Genomic DNA, 21,847 nt, shown 5'->3' on the forward strand with positions numbered 1-21,847 from the left:
CAATTTATTTAAAATGTTTCAATTAATAATATGGTACCGGTGGCTGTGTCAATTTAGGGTCACTTACCAACTCTGATGCCGGAATTGGTAGCGTAAATGAACTGATAGTGGCAGGGAGCGCAGTTGGAGTGGCAGTAGTATCTCTTGTTGCAATACGCGTTTTAGGATCATAAGTAAACGAGATACGACCGTGAGTGGCATCCTGGTCGTTAAGTAACTTCACAGCGTCATTCGGGGCATAATAAGAATACCTAACAAGGTCCATCCAATATTGTCCTTCATAAGCAAGCTCAACTCTTCTCTCAACACGCAGTAAAGCCGGGGTTATCACAGTCACAATATCCACGCCGGCCCTTGCCCGCACCTTATTAAAATAAGTTAGGGCGTCACCATCGCTCGTAGCTGTATTACTCCCCAAAATAGCTTCAGCATATATCAAATACACGTCGGCCAATCTAAGATATGAATTGTGTTCAACTGACGACCAGATATCCATTGTTGGCGCATTGTTATCTTTTTCGTTGCCAATAACGTGTTTTTTCATTCCCGTACCGGTAGCCTTATAACCACCGGCAGCTTGATTCAACTCGGGATAAAAATCTCCGTTGAGCATAATAGTGGCTTTGCGCCTTACTGTATCCTTAGCTGAATACATCCGGTATAAATCGTAACTTGGCGCTAATGATTGCCATCCACCGTTCTTTGAAGGAAGTACCTCGTTGGTTGGCGCATACCAAGTCTGCAGATCGTTACCGTTTCCATAAGTAGCACCCGCAGCCCATTGAAGGGCAAATAATGATTCCTGGTTATCGTTGTTTTGAGACTTGAAAAGGTCGGCGTAGTTAGGAAGCAGCGACAATCCGCTATTTTTACACACATTACCCGCATATTTTTTGGCACTGTCAAGCAGTGCCTGGTCGCGCGAACCACTTTTGCCCCAACCAGCCATTGTTAAATATACTTTGCCCAGCATTCCCTGTGCCGACCAGGTAGTTACCCGGCCTTTTTCGTCTGTTTTGGGAAGGTATTGCGCTGCGTATGTTAGATCCTTGGCAGCGAATTTATAAACGTCCGAAACAATATTGCGAGGAAGCAACGGATTTTCTATCAGTTTACTGTTATCTTCAACAATGGGCACAGCGCCCCAATACACGGCCAAATGATAATAAGCCACGGCACGCACAAATTTCGCCTCGGCTATGGCAGCATTTTTTTCTGCCAGGGGGATGGACGCAGCAGCCTGCGCCTGTATGGCGTTAATAACCGTATTACATTGCGCAACAATACTGTACAAGCCGGTCCAACCATCTGTCACATAACTATTTTGCGCTGTAATGGTGCGTGTAAAAAGCTGTACTAAATCGTTACTGTAACCGAAACTACCAGTGCCGGCCAATACGTCGCCAAGTGGTAGCATGCCGCTTCTGTTCCATCGCCCCCACTCCCCGCCGGCGTATAGGCTTGCAGTAGCCAGCCGTAAATCAGAGGTGGTTTTGTAAAAATTATTTGAACTGATCTGCGAGTTGGACGGGCGGTCCAGAAAACTCTTTTTACATCCGGCAATTGCTGCTGCAAGTAGCAGGATGATAATAATTTTGTTAGTTGATTTCATAAACATATATTTTAACATCAGTGATCGTATCTTATTTCAAGGTTATGTTTGCACCAAGCGTAAACACTCTCGGCTGAGCGTAATAACCGTTGTCCCAGCCCGACTGAAGAGGGTTCCATGAGCCCATTTCAGGATCTGTGCCCTTATATTTTGTAATTACAAATGCATTGGCTACAGTGACAAATACTTTAACAGATTGTACAGATACTTTTGATAAAATATTTTCTGGTATGCCATAACCTAATGTGATGTTTTTGCACCGCAGAAATGAAGCATCCTGGATAAACAAACTATTAGGACGATTATTACCGTTGGTATTGTCTTGTCTCAATCCAACAACCGTTGTGTTTGGGTTGGTAACATAGACATTGTTAATATCGGATGCAGAGCCGTTGGGATTTACCAAAGCCAATTTTGCATAATTTAATACCTCTGTAAAATAGTTGGTATTGTTTTGCGAATCGGTTTGCGACACTTGCACTTGATTAAACACCTTGTTGCCATAGTTGCCGCTGAAGAAGATATTCAATTCAAAATTTTTGTAGCTAAATGTATTATTGATACCATACTGGAATTTCGGGTTCGGGGATCCTAAATAAGTCTCATCTCTTGAGTCGATAATACCGTCGCCATTCAAGTCTTTAAACATACGATCTCCGTACCAGATCCCACCGCCCGACGAAGAAATTGGGTATGGGGTACCGCTTGAGTTAGCAGGGCGGGCATGTGTTTGAAAATCACTTGGTTTTGAAAAAATCCCGTCAAATATATAGCCATAAAACTCGCCAATGGGCTGGCCTACCCTGGTTGTTTGAATTATATCGTTATTAAATGACTGGCTTAAGTTAGCCTGGCTTCCACCGGAACCTAAATCAAGCACCTTATTAATATTCCGCGAAAGGGTAAAACCTGTTTTCCAATTAAAGTTTTTAGAAGTAATATTGGTAGTGTTGATTTGGAAATCAAATCCTTTATTGCTCATCGAACCCACATTGGCATAGGGTGCCACCATGGTTCCCGGCGAATAACCAGCAGCAGTACCCGTATATAACGGAAGCGGTACCTTTAATAGAAGTCCGTGTGTTTCGCGGTCATAAACATCCAATGTCAAACTTAACCGCCCGTTAAAAAACGTTCCGTCAATCCCTGCACTGTAATAATTAGTTTTTTCCCACTTCACAGACGGATTTGCCAAATTGCTTTGAAATTGTGCTGTACCTGACAGGCTGTTAGATACTGTTGTAAGTTGAGTTACAAAAGTATTGCCTGGTATGCCTTGATTGTTGGTAAGCCCATACCCAAGCCTCAACTTTAATTCATCAATACTTTTTATACCTTTTAAAAACGCCTCGTTATTAATTTTCCAGGCAAATCCACCTGAATAAGTAGTAACCCAACGATCGCTGCTTGGAAAATTTGAAGAACCATCGTTCCGTATATTGCCGGTTAGCAGATATTTATCATCCCAGGAAAAATTCAGACGACCGAACCAGGATTCCTGGGCAGAGCCCCCTGTGGGGTTTGATAGCGAATTATCGCCTGAGTTTGTGGCCGTGGTAGGATCCCCGGCATTAAGGCCCTGTACATTGTTTGAAGCAAAATTTCGTCGTCCGCCACCAACATTTTCGAAAGTACTTTCCTGCGATTCATGCCCTGCTAAAGCATCGAATTTAAGTTTCCTGAAACTATGGTTATAAGTTAAAAAATTGCGTATTACTGTATAAAAATTTTGGCCGGAGGCTGAAGAGCCGCTGCTGGGGCTGGGAGTACCTTTACCAAAAGTATAAGATGGCGAAAAATGATCTTCTGTACTAAAATCGAAATTACCAGATAGTTCATTTCGCAACGATAAACCTTGAGCAAGTTGGACTTCGGCGTATACGTTACCGAATATCTGATTTCTCTTTCTTAAGTTTTTTATAATAGTGGCCAATGCTACCGGGTTGGCAGAAGGTTGCACCCAACCGCTGTTGTTGGTAACGGCCCCCCAGGAGCCGTCACTGTTTGTTACCGGAATATCGGGGGTATTGTCTAACGCGGTTCTAATTACACTACTGCCGGTTGCAGCTACATTTTCATCAACGTGGGCCAATTGAAGGCTGGTCCCTATTTTTAGCCAATTTGTGGTTTTATTATCCAAATTGAGACGTACTGAATATCTTTTAAAATCAGATCCAAGGGCTATCCCCGTTTGGTCAAAAAACGTGGTTGATAGCAAATATTGTGTTCTGGCATCACCGCCACTTATTCTTAGCGTATGGTTGTTCATCGGGGCTTTCCGGAACAATTCTTTTTGCCAATCGGTACCCTTACCTAAATATTGGGGGTTGGCAAATTCGGGGCGCGAATCGAAGCCCCAGACGGCGGCCCGGGCGTTAATGAAAGTGGCAAGCTGTTGCAAATCTACTGTTGGTAGCCGCTTGGGTAATTCCTGGTAACCGGTATAGAATTCATAATTTATCTGCGGTGGTCCGGCTTTACCCCTTTTTGTAGTAATAACAACTACACCATTGGTTGCCTGCGAACCGTATATGGCTGTTGCCGAAGCATCTTTCAATACATCTATTGATTCTATCTCGGCGGGATTGATGGTATTCAATGGATTGGAACCACTACCGGGGTCAGAAACCGGAGGGATAATGACGCCATCTATTACAAACAGTGGCGAATTTGAGCCGGTTATTGACGACAAACCACGTATTTGAATGGATACGCCACCGCCAGGCTGACCCGATATTTGTTGAACCACAACTCCGGCTACTTTTCCCTGCAGGGCCTGATCAAAAGTGGTGGGCTGGGTTTTGCGCAATTCGGTACCCGATATTGAACTTATAGAACCGGTAGCGTCTTTTCTGGGTACTTTGGCATAACCAATAACCACCACCTCATTTAAGTTGCTGGAGGTTGAATTTAGCTTAACGTTAATTGCACCGGCTTGTTTAACCGTTACCTCGCGAGGTGCATAACCCAAAAAGTTAAAAACAAGTACTTTTCCTGGTTCAGCAGCTATATTATAGCTACCATCAATGCTGGATACAGTTCCGAGGCCTGTGCCTTTAATTTTAATGCTTACTCCTGGTATTGGCGCACCATCGTCGGCACTTGTTATTTTGCCCGTAATATTTACGGTTTGTGCATGGGCAGAAATGTAAAGGAATATGCCCGCGATAATTAATGAAAACTGGTATTTCACTCTTCTTTGTAAATTTTTATCCATCTGGTAACAGGATTTTAAGGTTTGATAATTGGTTCATTGTCTCTTTTGGTTAGTGATTAATTGGTTTTTCTTTCATTCATAATTTATTTTTGTTATCATATTTTCCCGGGCAAATAAATACCCCAAAAAGCCATTTGAAACTACTCCGCGACTTCGTTTCCGCACATGATACTACTGTCCGAACAATCAGTAAAAAACTTCCGGTACAGCCAGACGCATGCTTACTAATTCAAAAAAAGTTAACTGTTGGTCCTATTGGTAATTGGTAAAACATTGTTCAAAGGCAACTTTTTTAAATACGTTGTCTTGAACTATATTCTGGGAGATGAAACTATGATAACTTAAAAAAGGAGAAGTGGCAGAGTTGAACAAAGATATAGACCAAATGTTCAACAGATCATAAAACATTATAAATAAGGTATTTAAACACAAAAACAGGACCTAATTATGCTTTGCCGACTATGGAAAATTAAATAATAATTTAGAATCACAGGTTTCAGTGAACTATTGGTCAACATTTGGAACCAAACACAAAATAGCCGATTGTTTAGACCATAGCTTGAAGAAGCAACTATGCGTAGGGCTGGCGCCAAGATTCATGAAATATACCATATTACATTATGCGTGCTGACATTACAGCCAATTTTTGTTGAAAGCGATTTCACAGGTATGCCCTCGCATCACTGCACGTTACGCTATTTAGACCAGCATCTGTTGCAAAAACGATATGGAAGTTATTCTTCTTCGGTTTGGGATAGTTTCTTTTGGCGAACAGAATTGATATAGGCAGAAGGAAGAGTCTTATACTCATCCTTGAATAACTTTGTAAAATATTTGGGGGTATTGAAGCCAACTTCGTAGCAAATCTGGCTAATTGTCATTTGGCTATTCTCGAGTAAATACACCGCTTTTTTTAGCCTTATAGAGCGGATAAATTCAACTGGGGATTTGCCTGTAAGCATCAAAACTTTGTTATATAATGATCCGCGGCTCATGTTCATTTTACGGCTCAATTCTTCTACCGAAAGGCTTTCGTTTAAGATATTGAGTTCGATATATTCGACAATACACCTTAACAGTTTCTCATCTTCGTTTTGTAAAGGTGTTTCCTGCAGTTGCACGTCCATTTGCTTTTTGTACGTTCGCTTATAGGTGTCCCGAAGGGTTAGGATATTTTTGATTTTTGAAAGAAGTATTTCGAAATTAAATGGTTTTGTCATGTAATCATTAGCGCCAATTTCCAAACCTTTTATTTGTTCTTCATCACCAGTTAATGCAGTTAGCAAAACAACGGGAATGTGCGATGTACGTTTATCATTCTTTAGTTTTTTGCATAACTCAATTCCCGTCATCTCGGGCATGCTGATATCACTTACAATAATATCCGGATGTTGCGAAAGAGCTTTTTGCCAGCCTTCCCTTCCGTTTGAAGCTTCGATTAAAAAGAATATATCTTTTAAATTGTCTTTCAGGTAAAAACGAAAATCATCGTTATCCTCAACTAAAAGAACCACCGGCATTTTATTTGCCCGTTGCTGTTTTGGTACGGTTTTAATTTCATTGTGGCTATCTTCACCCGGGTTCTCAATATCAGCCTCGTCGCCGGCTACTATATCCGTTTCCAGCCCTGCATAAATAACAAATGGCAGTTTAATGATAAAACAACTGCCGTGATCTGGCACACTCTCAACCGTTATTTCTCCTCCATGCATCTTCACGAACTCATGTGTAATTGCCAGGCCGATGCCGCTGCCTTGATTAATCATCGATCCAGGAATATCGTGTTGAAAAAAACGCTCGAAAATTTTACCTTGTTTTTCAAGCGGAATACCAATACCAGTATCAATCACCTTAATCTCAAGCGGGGCGTCGGCGGTCTTCCCGTCTACATTGAGCAGAACGCTTACCTGGCCGCCGTATGGGGTAAATTTAAAGGCATTTGATAGCAGGTTAAACAATATCCTTTCTATCTTATCATGGTCAAAGCTGGTAAACAACGAATCAATCGTGGTATCGAAGACAAAATCAATCCCTTTTTCTTCGGCAATATCTGTAAATGACATGCTTATTTCGCTGATGAATTTCACAATATCGCCGGGCTTGCTATGCAATTTCAACTCCTGAACTTCCATCTTACGAAAATCAAGCAGCTGATTTACCAGGTTTAATAATCGCCTGGCATTCTTTCTTATCATGCCCAGTTGTTGTTTCTGTTCCAGGTCGGCACGGATAAGCATTTTATCAACCGGCGCCATGATCAGTGAAAGGGGCGTTCTGAATTCGTGGCTTACATTCGTTAAAAATTTAGTTTTCAGTTGGTCAAGCTCCTGCATACGCTTAACCTCCTTACGCTCCTGTTCGATTAGTAATTTTGCTTCCTGCTTTTCCTGTTCAGCCGTGAATTGTCTTTTTATTTTTTGTATACCGCGTTGCCGGATAAGCAAAAGGATGCCCAGAAACAGTACCACGTAAACAACATATGCAAAAGTTGATTTCCAAAATGGCGGCAATATTTTGATCCTTAACAAAATATAATTGGGATTCCAAGCGCCCCCGGAATTGGATGCCCGCACCTTAAATACATAATCCCCCCCATCCAGATTAGTATAATTAGCCTTTCGTGTCCTACTATCTGCATTTACCCAACCTTTATCAAATCCCTCCAGCATATACTGATATTTTACTTTACCGGGGTTGAAAAAATCCAGGGCGGCAAATTCTATCGAGAAAATATTTTCGCTGTGATTAAGTATGATATTGTTAGTTAACGATATTACTTTTGATAGCACTACGTGCCCGTTAATAGCCTCATTGGCTGATACGCTTTTATTGAATAGCTGAAAATCGGTAAATATTAATTGTAGCTTATTAACATTGGGTTCTAAATTTTTAGGGTCAAAAATATTAAAACCGTCAACACCTCCAAATATCAATTCGCCGCTGTGTGTTTTCAAAGCAGAGTTCATATTAAATTCACGGCCTTGCAAGCCATCCGTTTCGTCAAAATTTTCGAACCGGAAGTTAAAACCAGTCGCCTTTGGTGTTAAGGTAACATGGCTCAACCCATTTGAGGTGCTTACCCACATCGTTCCTTTATTATCTTCCAGCGTATTCGATATTGAATTCGCCGGGAGCCCATTTTTTTTTGTGAGCGATGTAAAAGTATTTGTATTGGGATTGAAAACGCTTAACCCACTTGCCGTTGATATCCATATCAAACCACGGCTATCCTCATTGATATTGTTTACCATGTTGTCAAGTAAACTATTGGTATTACTACCATTTGAGTTGTAGTGAGTTACTCCTTTGCCATTTTTCAATATTACATCAATACCCAAATATCCTCCGGTCCATATGTTGCCCCGCTTATCCTCAAACATGGTTATTATCATGGGTGACTTTATTTCACCCTGTTTAAAAGGGTGGTAAAATATGTTTTTGGATCTGTCGAAAATTTCAAGTCCGCTTGCAAACGTCCCTATCCATAAACGGTGCGACGAATCTTCCAAAATGCTCCATACCTTGTCTTCGGCAATACTGTTGGCTAATTTATCATCATGTTTGTAATGGGTAAATGTGGTTCCGTCAAAACAATCCAACCCGCCAAAATAGGTACCTATCCATAATTTTTGATCATGATCAACACATAGGTCAACAATAATGTCACTACTCAAACTATTTGCGTTTCCCGGGTCGTGCTTATATTGGGTAAACTTGCCTGTTTTGCGGTTAAAATAAATCAGGCCGCCACCATTGGTGCCAATCCACAAGTTTCCCTGTTTGTCTTCTATAAATTTGTAAACATCGTTAAAACTTAAACTACCCGGGTCTGAGGCAAAATGCCTGTACAGAGGAAACCTAATGATGTTTTTATGATAATAACTTATCCCCTTTTTGAAGGTACCGGCCCATATAATACCTGAAACATCCTTGTAGAGTATCGCACTGTTCTGTTTTAATGATGTGGGGTCATCTTCGCGGTTAAGCAGGTAGGTGATTTTAAAGTTCTTTTTGTCCAGTATATTTATACCACCATGGTCAATGGCAATCCATATCAAGCCATCATTGGCCTGAATAATACTGCTAATGGCATTCCCTTTTAACTTTGCCCCGGCCGATTCCCTATCGATATGCCGCAAAATGCCCGTTGAAGGTTTATAGTAAAATACACCATACCCACCGTATGGTGCATAAAACCACAAATCATTATCGCTATCGACCGTTAAAGAGTAGGCCCCGTTTTTATTATTGGTTGCCTTATTAAAAACATCCGTGCGGTAGCCAATTTTGTTGAGCTTAACATCAAACATCTCTACCATGCCCTCGCTGTAAACAATCCATACATTGCCCTTCGCATCAGTGGTAATATCGGCAATGGAATTTGCGTATAACGATGGCATGGAATTAACACTATGATAATAGCGTTTGGTTTGCCTGGTTATAGCATTGTATCTGTAAATACCATCGGGGAATAAGAACCAAAAATCGGCAGGGCCCGACCGCACTATTTTAGAAACATTGGAAGAAGCGGGGAGTTTTAAAGAACGGAGCAACGGCTGCATATCACTGCTAAATTGCTCTGTTTCGGGATCGTAAAAACAAAAACCGCTGCGGCTAAATATCCACAACTTTTTATTAGGGCCTTCAAAAATTTTGTCTACATAATCATTATTAACAGACGTTTTACTATTTACATCATGCTTAAATACTTTAAATGTGTAACCATCATAGCGGTTGAGGCCAGCTGCAGTGCCAAACCACATAAAGCCCTTCGAATCTTTAAAAATGCAATTAACCTGGTTGTGCGATAAGCCATCGCTAATATCGAGGTGCGAAAACCGGTACTGGCTGCTTTGCCCAAAAACATTTATACATCCAAAAATTAATGTAACTAAAAGGAAAAAATAATATTTTACGCGTATGGAGATCATTATCGAAAGCCCAAAATCAACAGATTAACTTCTATAAAGTTAGTACACTAAGGTAGCACAAATGTTGTATAATAAGCGGACATGTGTCAACTTTTGCGTCGATTTTCAATGGACGGGTTATTAAAATAAAAATGCGTCCGTATCTCACCTCGGACGCATTGACCAGCCTTTTTTCAATTACAATCACAATATTATTATGATCTCTTAAAAAATGCGCCCGTATCGCACCCCGGACGCATTGACCTGTCTTTCTTCAACTAAATCACAGCTATTATTGTGATGTCTTTAATTTTTTGAACTGGGTTAACAGCGATTTTTAAACACATTGCATAAATGGATTTGTACCCGTTTATGCTTTATATTTTCACAAACGCCCACTGCTGATTTTTGGCACCGGTGTAGTCCGATTGATCAACCGCGGTGCCATTTCTGAGTGAAGTTGCTGTTGAAGATGAAACAACTTCGAGGGCTTTCCCACTATTTACATTTATAATTTTGTAGTATCCATTATCAGTTGCCTGAAGTATCCAATTTTGATTATTACCGCCTGTACCTGTGTAAGCCCATATATCGGCAATACCTCCGTTAGCGCCAGACCAATTATATATCTCCAGACACTTCCCGCTTGTATGCATAGGCGTTAACAAATAGTGGCCGCCGCTCCCGGCTTGCACTTTAAATTGTTGGTTTTGTCCGCCCAAATAATCCCATTGATCTGCTGTTGCTCCGTTAGCACTTGCCCAGCCGCCAATCTCCAAGGCTTTAAAACTAAACCTGTTAACTATCTGATACACGCTTCCAACCTGAATTGCAGAGGAGGTGGCGGTCTGTGCTCCTTGCACAAGTGCGGCTAACTGCTGTTGATCTTTTACAGCGTACGTCGACCTGTCAATGATCGAACCGGTGTCCCAAAGAAACGGGAGCAGTCCGTTTGCCAACGCCTGATGGGTAAGGTAATTATACCAATACGCCCTTGAAGCAATATGGAGATCATATGCATCTCCGGTAAGCGAGCGGCGCCCCGCTGCGAATTCTCCCAATACAACCGGGATGCCATGGTCAACAAACTTCGTTTTCATCGATTGGAAATATCCGTTCAGGTCAGCCTCTTCGCCATAGGTGGCATTGCGCGTAGGATCGGTGGTAGAGTGATATCCTGAACCCCAATAATAAAACATATTGCCCCATGACGCGTCGCCGTCCATCAAACAGAAATTGTAAGGTGTGTAGTAATGTACTTCAACCATCATACGATTTGACGCCGGATCTGAAGGAAGGGTGTTCATCAGGTTGTTTGTTTTTGTAATATCGGTATCGGGTCCCTGGATAACCAACGTCCTGTAACTGTTACGTCCACCGGTTGATCTGACCGCATTGATAAAAGTTTGATGATAAGAAATCAGAACACCCATCTCTGTGGCATCTGCAACACCAGGTTCATTAGTACTTGCAAAAAGCAGATGTTCATCAAAGCCACGCAATTGTGTTGCAATTTGTTCCCAAAGGGCCTTTTGTTTAGCGTTGACGGCGGGTTGCTTAGCCACTGTACAATTTTGCTGTAACCATCCTCCGTCCCAATGAATATTTAATATTACATACAAACCGTCGTTAACGCAGTATTGCACAACCTGCTGCACACGACTTAACCATGCTGGATCAACTTTTTCGGTCGCGGTATCAATTATATGTGAATAGTCCCATTGGCAAGGAATCCGGATTGCAGTAAAGCCACTCTGCTTAACCTTGTCTACAAATGCCTGGGTGATCATCGGGGCTCCCCACCCCTGTTCACTATTGGGGGCTTCCATTGTGTTGCCTATATTAAATCCTAACTGGATTCTTGAGGCGATCTGAACCGCCGTACTGCTTACCCCGGTTTGATCGGGCGACAATGGCGAAATGTTGTAACTCGGATAACTGGTAGCAGTCAACGTCTTTTTACTGGTTTTGACAAATGGCGTAACTGCCGAACCGGGAGTTTCCTGCTTGTGGCATCCCGACGCCACCAGAATGATGGCGATGCCGAAAAAATAGTTTAGTGTTCTCATATTTAATGTAAAATTGGTTTCTTGTAAAAAGCGATAAAAATGAAATGCGCGTAGGCTATTGTGGATGTAACAGATCCATTTAGCCGCCTGATTACATGATCATCAAATGCATAAAACTATATTGCCGATACTTGAATTAGATATATAATTTAATTGGTAATTAGTTTTATTTGTTCCCGGCCATAAAAATGATAGCGGATAATATCGCCTTCGTTTCAATAACAGCACCTTCGTTCCATATCCGAAAAAAAAATAGTTGTCATTACTTTGAAAACGCGCTCAGGTTTATTGATCGGGCAGCCAAAAATATAGACCGAAAAAATGGATGAAGGGGTACAAAAGTGAATAAATAGGGCACGAAATGTTCAAATTGACAAATTTCCCGTGCCTGAGGTGATTGCGGGATACCTGATTGTGGCATTTTTAATATTACAGGCAAATGCACAGGTACAAATATTGACAACCTTAAACAAAAGAGCTCAGATAAGGGTTAATGCAGCCAAAAGTCTATAATAAGATTGTTCAATCCACCAAAACAGATTAGTCTTGCTTTTTGATACTTGCCTCAATAAACTTATACTTATATAGTATATTTGGCCTTCAATCAGTTATAACGTTTCTCCTGCAAAGAGTATATGGAATTGGCCCAATACATGAATACCAAAATAAAACTTACTGCAGAAGAAAGCAGTACCATTGATGCAGCCTTCAAACGGGAGTTTTACCCTAAAGGGACAACGTTGACTGATCCGGGAAACCGTTCTCAAAAAGTCCACTTTATTGAAAAGGGAATGATCCGTACATTTTATAACAAAGACGGAAAAGATATCACCCATTTCTTTTTTGACGAAAATACCTTTACAATGTCGCTGGAGAGTATTTACTTTAACAAAACCGACCCATATGGCAGGGAGGTTCTTGAAGAAACAACATTACGTACCATTCAGTTCAGGGAATTTGAAACTTTATTTAACGAAATCGACGCATTTAAAAGATTTGCTTTTATGGCATCGGTAGAGACAATAAAACGATTTTCGGACAAACTTTTTTCACTACAGTTCCAAACTGCAGAGCAACGGTATAAGTCTATGATAGACAATTATCCCAATATTTTATTGAGGGTGCCGCTTGGACATATCGCCTCATATTTAGGGATTACCCAACAAACCCTAAGCGTTATAAGGGCCCAGAAATGATTTCCTTCATAAATGGCGCTTGTAAAAATTCAGGATAAGGTTGCATTTCAGAACGTTTTTGAACAATAACATATCCTTTAAAAAAACCTAACGCCATCCTGTCGTGGTGTTCTTCCATTTCTCCATTCGCGTTTATTTTTCATCTTATTTAGTTATTCCACTCATCCGGGTATTAAGTCGTGCTTTATCCAACTCATTCGCGCATTTGAAGCATATTAAGGGTCGTGCAATTAATTTGCTCACACTTTTCACTTTTTAAGATATCTTAAAAGCAGCCTCACTCCTCTTGCCTTCCTTTGCATTATAAATTTTCGCTAATGCAAAGAGATATCGAAGGAATGGGGATCCATTACATATTTATAACGGACGATCTTGGGATTGCATCCGTCTTTCCAGCCATAAAGTTCAAATTGACTGACCTAAAATGCCGACAGGTTTCCCTGCTCTATTTTTCTGTAAACAAACAACACATATTCCAAAAAGAGCTGCAAATACTTGAGAGGCGTTTTCTCACCCAACTCTACGTAAGCTACATCTCAAAAGAAATTGAAGCCGCAACGGTATTTCCAAACGTGGAGATTGAAGCGGTTTTGAATGCAAACACAATGCCACACATGAATTTCATTCTTTCGGGCAACACAGAATTTATTGAGAAAGTAAAAAGCATACTGCATTTTTTTGATATAAACGAAATACAAATACAAATACAATTTTTCACCGAATAATAAAATATACAATATGAAAAGATATAAAAAACTAACACAAGTTCTATTTTCCCCAGCTGTCGCTTCCTTGTTTTTGCTTCCGGGCTGCAAACCGGCAGATAAACATGGCGCTGATAACCCGCCTGTAGGTTTTGCAGTAAAAACCGAGGTGGTACATGCTGATATTATTGCCAAAGAAGTATCTGTAAGCGGGAATATTGAAGGCAGCACCACCGTGAAACTTGGGTTCCTGGTACCCGGCAAAATCAATTATGTTTCCAACAAAGAAGGGGAAACTATTTCTAAAGGGCAATTGATTGCCAGTCTCGATCCAACTAATTACTCCATCGCCAAGGGTTCGGCCGACGTGCAGGTTAGTACCGCGACTGACGAATTTAACCGTTTAAACATATTACATGACAGAGGCAGTTTAAGTGAAAGTGACTTTTCAAAAGCAGGTTTCAATTTACAGCAGGCAAAACTCCAGCAACAGTTACAGCAAAAGAATCTGTCGGATACGAGGTTGTATTCACCAATCAGCGGCGTATTGCTCAAAAGACAGGCCGAAGTTGGCGAGATTGTAGCTGTTGGCATACCGCTGTTTGTTATAGCAGATATCAAAAAGGTAAAGGTATTGGCTTATGTTCCTGAAGCTGAACTGCATGAAGTAAAGATTGGACAAATCAGCAAGATTAACATTTCCTCGCTCGATAAGGTATTCACCGGAAAAGTAATTGAAGTTGGCTCTGCAGCCGATGCTACCTCCAGGGCTTTCACCATTAAAATTGAACTGGATAACCCAGGATTGCTCATCCGGCCGGGAATGATTGCCGAGGCAAAGATTGCTACTGCGAAAAAAAAGCAGGTGATATTATTACCGGCAGAATGCATTCAGCAGGATCTGGCAAATCAGAGCTACGTTTTTGTGCTGGATAAAACTCAGAACAAGGTATTTAAGCGCAGAATAAGCCTGGGAGATATGTTTGACAACAAAATTGAAATTATATCGGGGCTTACCGACGGCGAAGTGGTGATTACCAGCGGCCAGAAAAGATTATCTGACGGCTCATCAATTTCTATAACTAATAAATAAAACCGAAATGAATATCATAAAAGCATCGCTTAAATATAAGCCCGTAACATTATCGGTATTACTATTGCTATTTGCGGTTGGTGTAAATTCTCTTTTGAATATGCCACGCAGGGAGGATCCTAAAATTACCATCCGCCAGGGTTTAGTCATTGCATCTTTCCCGGGAGCTAACTCCGCACAGGTGGAAGACCAGGTTACAAAAAAGTTGGAACAATATCTTTTTCAATATGAAGAGGTAGATAAATCCAAAACATATTCTACCACAAAAGATGGTGTAGTGGTAGTAAACGTTGAGCTTACCGAGAGTGTAAAGCAACCTGATATATTTTGGAGTAAACTGCGCCACCAGCTTTTAGTATCAAAGCAAATTGACTTACCGGCAGGTGTTAAAGGGCCTATTGTAAACTCGGATTTCGGCGACACTGAAGCCCTTGTAATCGGGCTGGAAAGCAACAGCGCCAGCTACCAGGAATTAAAACATTATGCCCAAAGATTGGAAGATTATCTGCGCACTATACCCGCTGCTTCAAAAATAAAGCGGATAGGCGAGCAGCAGGAGGAAATTGTAGTGTCATCCAACTCCGAGAAAATGTCGCAATATGGGGTTAACGCACAACAGGTTGTACAACTTCTTCAATCTCAAAATAACATTAATCCTACCGGAGAGGTTAAAACAAGCAGCAATAAAACGCCGCTTTACACAAATGGCTACTATAATACCGAAACAGACCTGGCCAACCAGGTAGTTGGCACATCCCAGGCGGGTTCTGTAGCAAAGCTGGGAGATGTAGCCACCTTAACCAGGAACTATGCCGACCCGGATAATATTATTGCAGTTAACGGCAACAAAGCTGTGATCCTTTCGGTTCAGATGCAGGAAGGCAACAACATTGTAAAATTTGGTAAAGAAGTAACCAGCAAGATTGAAGAAGCCAGAAAAGTAATTCCATCCAATATCAAAATCACCACCGTTGTTAATCAGCCCCAGGTGGTTGACGAAAATATATCGCATTTCATCCGGGAATTCTTTTTGGCAATCGTGTCGGTGATCATCGTGGTTGTATTGCTTCTCCCCTTACGCATTGCTACTGTTGCAGCTATGGCAATCCCGATGACCGTTGCGGTAACCTATGCCATAATGCATGCACTGGGGATTGAATTGCACCAGGTTTCCCTGGCTGCGCTTATCCTGGTATTAGGAATGGTAGTGGATGATGCTATTGTAATTGCCGACAATTATGTTGAACTGTTAGACGAAGGTGTTGACAGGGCGACCGCCGCATGGAGAAGCGCCAATGATTTGGTAGTACCGGTACTTGCAGCAACTGTTACCATCATTGCTTCATTTATGCCGATGATTTTATTACGTGGAACTGTGGGCGAATTCATTTTCGCATTGCCTATAACCGTAGCAGTTGCCCTTGCATCATCATTTTTAGTAGCAATGGTATTAACCCCTATGCTTTGTTTCACCTTTATCAAAAAAGGATTGCACCAGAAAAGCGATACTCCTGAAGAAGAAACAACCAAAAAGAAACAAAGAAAATCATTGCTGGACTTAATGCAGAATGGGTACAACAAGCTTTTAGATTGGTGTGTCAATCATCCAAAGATAACCATCCTGAGCAGTTTAGTGCCTATTGGAATTGCATTGATACTGTTTGCAAAGGGCATAAGGCAGCAATTTTTCCCGGCGGCAGAAAGAAGCCAGTTTGTTGTAGAATTATGGATGCCCACCGGCACAAAATTAGAAAAGACTCATGAAGCGATTTTAAGGGTGGAGGCGTTGTTAAAAAACGACAAAAGAGTAGTATCCTATGCAACATTTTCGGGTACGGCCTCCCCAAGGTTCTATTACAATTTTTCTCCGGAATTCCCCACAAATAATTACGCGCAGATACTTATTAACACCACCACGGAAAAATCTACCGACGAACTTGCCGAGGAATTAAGCGGTAAAGTTGATAAACTAATACCGGAAGGAACAACCTATGTTAAATTGATGCAACAGGGATCCTCGCTTAAAGCACCGGTAGAGGTTAGAATTGTTGGCGAGGATATTGATTATTTGAAATCAATTGGAACCCAGGTAAGTGATATTATAAAAAAGGCAAAAGGCAGCCGTTTTGTGAGAAGCGACTTTGCAGAAGATTATTATGGAATTGGGATAAAATTAAAAGAAGAAGCCAGCCGCCTGGGCTATACTACTACCGGTATCTCTCAATCAGTGTACACCGGATTTAGCGGCGCTGCTATCTCTACCCTATATGAGGGCAACAACCCGGTAAACATTGTGTTCAGGCTGGATGAAAAAAACAGGCAGACCACCAATGATCTCGAAAATATTTATTTGAGGTCGCCTGTTACCGGCGCCAATGTTCCGCTAAGACAAATTGCAGACTTGAAGCCTCATTGGCAAACAGGCCGTATTGTGCACCGCAACGGCGTAAGGACGCTTACCGTGCAAAGCGAAACAACACAGGATGTTCTGCCTTCAGAATTATTAGCAGTTATACAACCCGAAATAGCTAAAATACAACTGCCCAACGGATACAGCATTGAATACGGCGGCGAAGATTTTAACAAAAAAGAGGCATTGGGCCAATTAGTTGCCGCATTGCTTGTGAGCCTTGTGCTGATATTTTTTATTCTTCTTTTTCAATTCCGTGACCTTAAAGAGGCGGCAATAGTGATGCTTACGATACCGCTAAGTTTGTTTGGCGCCATCATGGGTCTCTATCTCACCGGAAACTACTTCAGTTTTACATCTTTTATTGGTTTGATAGCACTTTCGGGAATTGTAGTACGTAATGCAATCATCCTGGTAGACCATACCCACGAATTGATGAAACACGGGCTTGATTTAAAAGCAGCCGCAATAGAATCGGGAAAAAGGCGCTTAAGGCCCATCTTTCTTACTGCTATGGCAGCAGCAATTGGTGTGTTGCCTATGATCATATCAGGATCTGCTATGTGGGCGCCTCTTGCAAGCGTACTGGCATTTGGCGTGGTATGGAGCATGGTTATGGCATTAATCACCGTCCCAGTGTTATACATCGCCTGGATAAAACCCAAAACAATCAGTTCAGAAAAAAATTAAAGCCAACCACAAAATGAAAAAAATTATAAAATGCCTTTTACTGCCGTTATTAATTTTCTTATGCCGCAGTACTTCGTTGCATGCTCAAAATAGAGATTCTTATACATTGGAACAATTACAAGATTCCGCGTTAAAGAATAATCACGTATTAGCAATAAAGCAGTGGGAAATTAAAGAAAAGCAGGAGAAAACTAAAGAAGATGTAATCAAGAGGTATCCCACACCTACCTTAAATGGTAACTATCAACATGTTTTCAATTTGGGAGAAATCACGATTCCTAAAGGCACGCTGGAATCAAATCCTAACACCGACGAAACTTTTACAGTAGGTAAACACAATAATTATGGCGCCGGATTATCGGTTTATCAACCCATCAGCCAGCAGTCCAAAATCAGCACTTTACTGAAAGTAGATAAAACGGACGAGATATTAACCGAAAAGGAAAGATTCAAAACATCGCTGCAAGTAAAGCAGGCAATAGTAAAGCTTTATTACGGAACGTTGATTTTAAAAAAACAACTGGATGAAGCTGAGGCAAAGCTGACCCTGGCTAAGTCAAAGTTTACAGATGTTGAAAATGCTTTAATAGCCGGTAAAACAACCAGTGCAGATAAAGTAGGATTGCAGGCTAACATCGCCGACGAAGAACAAAATATCCTGAAGATAAATATACAAATACAGGATTATATAGGTGATTTGACTAATGTAACCGGCGTAAATGCCGGTTCATTAAAGCTTGCAGAGATTGAGCCAGCTATTCAACCGGTAAATGGTTTAGAGGAGTACAAGAACGTAGCGTCTGGTTCAAACGCCGATTTGCAAATAGCCAACCTGAACAAATCGAAAGCTTTACTGGGAATAAAAGCAGCCAGGCAAGGTAATATACCGGATATAGGTTTGGTTGGCGGCTATTCTTATGTATTCGGAAGCGCTATAGTACCTGCCAACAACCCATATATAGGTGTGAATCTGAAATGGAATCTGCAGGATCTTTTTTCAAACAAAAAGATTGTAAAACAGAAACAGTTTCAGCTAAAGCAATCTGAAGAGAATATTCTTAATACCCGGCAGCAGGTAAATAATGATATTGAAAAAACTTATAGGAAAATTAATCAGTCACAAGCGCTGATCACAGTCGCGCAAAAGGTTGTTTCCTACCAAAAGGAGGAGCTAAAAATACAAGAAAACAAGCAGGCTGCCGGCCTTAACGTAAAAACTGATTTGCTCAATACAAAGTCTTTCCTGGCAAAATCCGAGGCCGATTTGTATGCCGCACAGTTGTCTTATTTGATAGCAGTTTCAGATTTGAAAATCCTGACAGGCCAATAAAAAGAAAATCATATGAAAATAGTAATCATCGGGGGCGGATTTGCGGGACTCAATCTGGCAAAGCACCTTGCCGGAAACCAATTAATTGATATCACGCTTGTAGATAAAAATAATTATCACCTTTTTCCGCCCCTGCTTTACCAGGTGTCAACGGCTTTTATCGAAGCCTCGAATATAAGTTATCCATTTAGGCGAATGTTCCAATACAAGGAGAACCTTCGTTTTCACCTCGGCAAATTGAAAAATATCGTAGCATCAAGCAACAAAGTTGAGACGTCGGATGGCGATTTATATTATGATTGTTTAATACTTGCAATGGGAACAGAGACCAATTATTTTGGATTGGAGAATATAAAAAAGCATGCCTTACCCATGAAAACAATTGATGATGCAATCCATCTTCGTAACCATTTATTGTTGAATGCGGAGAAAGCCGTAAGAACAAATGACCCGGTCGAGAAGGTAAGACTACAGAATATTGTTATTTCGGGAGGAGGGCCAACGGGTGTGGAAGTTTCGGGTATGTTAGCCGAAATGATCCATTCGTTGATCAATAAAGATTATCCCGAACTTAAAAAAAACGACGCTAATATTTATTTAATTAGCTCAGGGAGTGCCTTGCTTGGCCCGATGAGTGTAAAATCGCAGGCAGAGGCTTACAAAGTATTGAATAAATTGGGGGTACAGATAAAATTAAACACCTCGGTTAAGGACTATATTGATGGAGATATTCGCCTTTCCACAGGAGAATGTATCCCGGCCGCAACCCTGGTTTGGACATCTGGTGTTATAGCACGACAAGTGCCCGGACTTATTGACGAATGTACCGGCCGGGGCAAGCGAATTATAGTTGATGAATTCAATAAGGTAAAAGGCACACAAAACATTTTCGCTATTGGCGATCAATGCCTTCAAACAACTGATGTGGATTATCCAAACGGGCACCCGCAACTCGCACAGGTTGCCATTCAGCAAGGAATTCACTTAGCGTTAAACCTTAAGCGGTTACAAGCCGGGCAAGGTTTAACCGCATTTAAATATAAAAACAAGGGAAGTATGGCAATTATATCCAAATACAAGGCTGTAGTTGATTTGCCGAAGACTTTTTTTAAAGGGTTGCCTGCGTGGTTTCTTTGGTTATTTGTTCATATCATTCCAATTGTCGGGTTCGGGAACAAAATCAAACTGGCGTACAATTGGTTCTGTAGCTTGCTAACAAACGATCCTGCTTTAAGATTAATTATCAGGCCAAAAAAGTGATTCAAATCATAAGTAAAAGGGTTCAGCTATGCTTTTTTTTCACTTTTCGAAATGCTTTTTTAAGATATCTTAAATTAATATAAATGTTTAATCCCTTTTTTTGTACATGCTGCAATGCAGCTAATTAAGAAACATGTAAGTACACAACTAAATAAGATAATTATGAAAATGATATTTGGATTTACCCACGGCGTTATGTTAATCTGCATAATCGGTATCATCTACTATTCGGTATTTTATACCGGCGAAAAACAAATAGAATTTAAATTCACAATGATAAGCCGCCTGATATCGAAAATAAAATCAATGCGGGTCAATCGCATATTTTTATATCGCCTGGCCTCAAACTTGATATTTATATTTTTCAGATAGCATTTAAATAACTACTCAACATACAGATATATTTCCTCTTTATCGGGCCAGGCACCTACTTATTGATTAGCAGCCACCTTAAAATAATACAAGCACGACAATCAAACCCAAGGTATTACTGACGATATCTAATATCAAAGTAAACTACCTTATGTCAGCCAGCTTTCAACCTCGCCGATTCAGTTTTTTATTAAAGCCAACATCCTAATCAATGGACACCTCAAAAAAAATAGCCGACAAAGTGTATACCCTTTTTAGCAGTTACGGCATTCGTAGTATTAGCATGGATGATATTGCATCTGACCTCAGGATCAGCAAAAAAACAATTTATCAATTTTACTCCAATAAAGATTCATTGGTAGAGACATTTGTAGATACGGCGATAGCTGAAAATATTTTTCGTTGTAAATCTCTTATTGCAAAAAGCGACGACGCTATTATTGAGTTGTATTTTTTGCTGGTAAATGTAATGGAGCTTTACAATATTTTAAATCCCGCCATTGTTTACGACCTCGAAAAAAATCATGAATTAGCTTATGAAAAACTTAAAGGTCATAAAGCTATGTTCATTCATCAAACCGTTAAAGCAAATATAGCACGCGGTGTAAAAACAGGTTTGTACCGCAATGATTTTGATATGGATGTAATAACAAGGTTTTTTCTTGAAAGCCTGGCCATCATATCCAACTCCGGGATATTTTTGCCGGCCAATCATAAAATTAAACCAACGGATGAAGTATTTGCATGCCTGATAAGCGGAATAGCAACTATAACGGGAATAGAGGTTGTAAATGCATATAAAAACCAGCGGGGTATTATGCTTTTAAGTAATTATGAAGAGATGCCTTTTTGGGACCATTAGCGGTCAGCGTTTTCCCGTTAGTTATGAATCCACTTTCTTCGTTTCCCCAATTTATCGAATATATAGGTTTTAAGGCGACTTTATCGGCAGGCCCCGATAACCGGTCCCGAAACGTCCGTTTT

The 21,847-nt window shown here is 40.7% G+C and carries 11 protein-coding genes; 7 read left to right on the forward strand and 4 right to left on the reverse strand.

Features of this window, described 5'->3' with window-relative positions; all coding sequences use genetic code 11:
* Positions 1-22 precede the first annotated feature (22 nt).
* From PQ469_RS16700 to PQ469_RS16715, 4 genes are all read right to left on the reverse strand, one after another.
* On the reverse strand, positions 23-1,612 hold the full coding sequence (locus PQ469_RS16700; RefSeq protein ID WP_274208701.1) for a RagB/SusD family nutrient uptake outer membrane protein: 1,590 nt from the start codon (positions 1,610-1,612) through the stop codon (positions 23-25).
* Between the two features lie 31 nt (positions 1,613-1,643).
* Entirely contained in the window at positions 1,644-4,829 is a 3,186-nt protein-coding gene (locus PQ469_RS16705; protein WP_274208702.1) for a SusC/RagA family TonB-linked outer membrane protein, read from the reverse strand.
* 734 nt (positions 4,830-5,563) lie between these two features.
* Positions 5,564-9,760 carry a hybrid sensor histidine kinase/response regulator transcription factor gene (locus tag PQ469_RS16710; protein ID WP_274208703.1) on the reverse strand — a complete coding sequence of 1,399 codons (4,197 nt, stop codon included), beginning with the start codon at positions 9,758-9,760 and terminating at the stop codon, positions 5,564-5,566.
* Positions 9,761-10,116: 356 nt separating this feature from the next.
* Positions 10,117-11,808 carry a cellulase family glycosylhydrolase gene (locus PQ469_RS16715; protein ID WP_274208704.1) on the reverse strand — a complete coding sequence of 564 codons (1,692 nt, stop codon included), beginning with the start codon at positions 11,806-11,808 and terminating at the stop codon, positions 10,117-10,119.
* 653 nt (positions 11,809-12,461) lie between these two features.
* Here PQ469_RS16715 and PQ469_RS16720 point away from each other — a divergent pair.
* The 7 genes from PQ469_RS16720 (at position 12,462) to PQ469_RS16750 (ending at position 21,725) form a co-directional block, all read left to right on the forward strand.
* Positions 12,462-13,004 (forward strand): Crp/Fnr family transcriptional regulator, encoded by a 543-nt coding sequence (locus PQ469_RS16720; protein ID WP_274208705.1) that lies wholly within the window; start codon positions 12,462-12,464, stop codon positions 13,002-13,004.
* 317 nt (positions 13,005-13,321) lie between these two features.
* On the forward strand, positions 13,322-13,729 hold the full coding sequence (locus tag PQ469_RS16725; protein ID WP_274208706.1) for a hypothetical protein: 408 nt from the start codon (positions 13,322-13,324) through the stop codon (positions 13,727-13,729).
* 13 nt (positions 13,730-13,742) lie between these two features.
* Positions 13,743-14,801, forward strand: coding sequence for an efflux RND transporter periplasmic adaptor subunit (locus tag PQ469_RS16730; protein ID WP_274208707.1), 1,059 nt, complete (start codon positions 13,743-13,745; stop codon positions 14,799-14,801).
* A gap of 7 nt (positions 14,802-14,808) precedes the next feature.
* A complete protein-coding gene (locus PQ469_RS16735; RefSeq protein WP_274208708.1) occupies positions 14,809-17,901 on the forward strand; it encodes an efflux RND transporter permease subunit in 3,093 nt (1,030 codons plus the stop codon).
* A 106-nt stretch (positions 17,902-18,007) separates the two neighbouring features.
* Entirely contained in the window at positions 18,008-19,231 is a 1,224-nt protein-coding gene (locus tag PQ469_RS16740) for a TolC family protein (protein WP_274208709.1), read from the forward strand.
* A 12-nt stretch (positions 19,232-19,243) separates the two neighbouring features.
* Positions 19,244-20,491: an NAD(P)/FAD-dependent oxidoreductase gene (locus PQ469_RS16745; RefSeq protein WP_274208710.1), complete on the forward strand. Its 1,248-nt coding sequence runs from the start codon at positions 19,244-19,246 to the stop codon at positions 20,489-20,491.
* 583 nt (positions 20,492-21,074) lie between these two features.
* Positions 21,075-21,725: a TetR/AcrR family transcriptional regulator gene (locus tag PQ469_RS16750; protein ID WP_274208711.1), complete on the forward strand. Its 651-nt coding sequence runs from the start codon at positions 21,075-21,077 to the stop codon at positions 21,723-21,725.
* The last annotated feature ends 122 nt before the right edge of the window (positions 21,726-21,847 follow it).

The sequence above is a fragment of the Mucilaginibacter sp. KACC 22773 genome, assembly GCF_028736215.1.
Taxonomy (GTDB): Bacteria; Bacteroidota; Bacteroidia; order Sphingobacteriales; family Sphingobacteriaceae; genus Mucilaginibacter.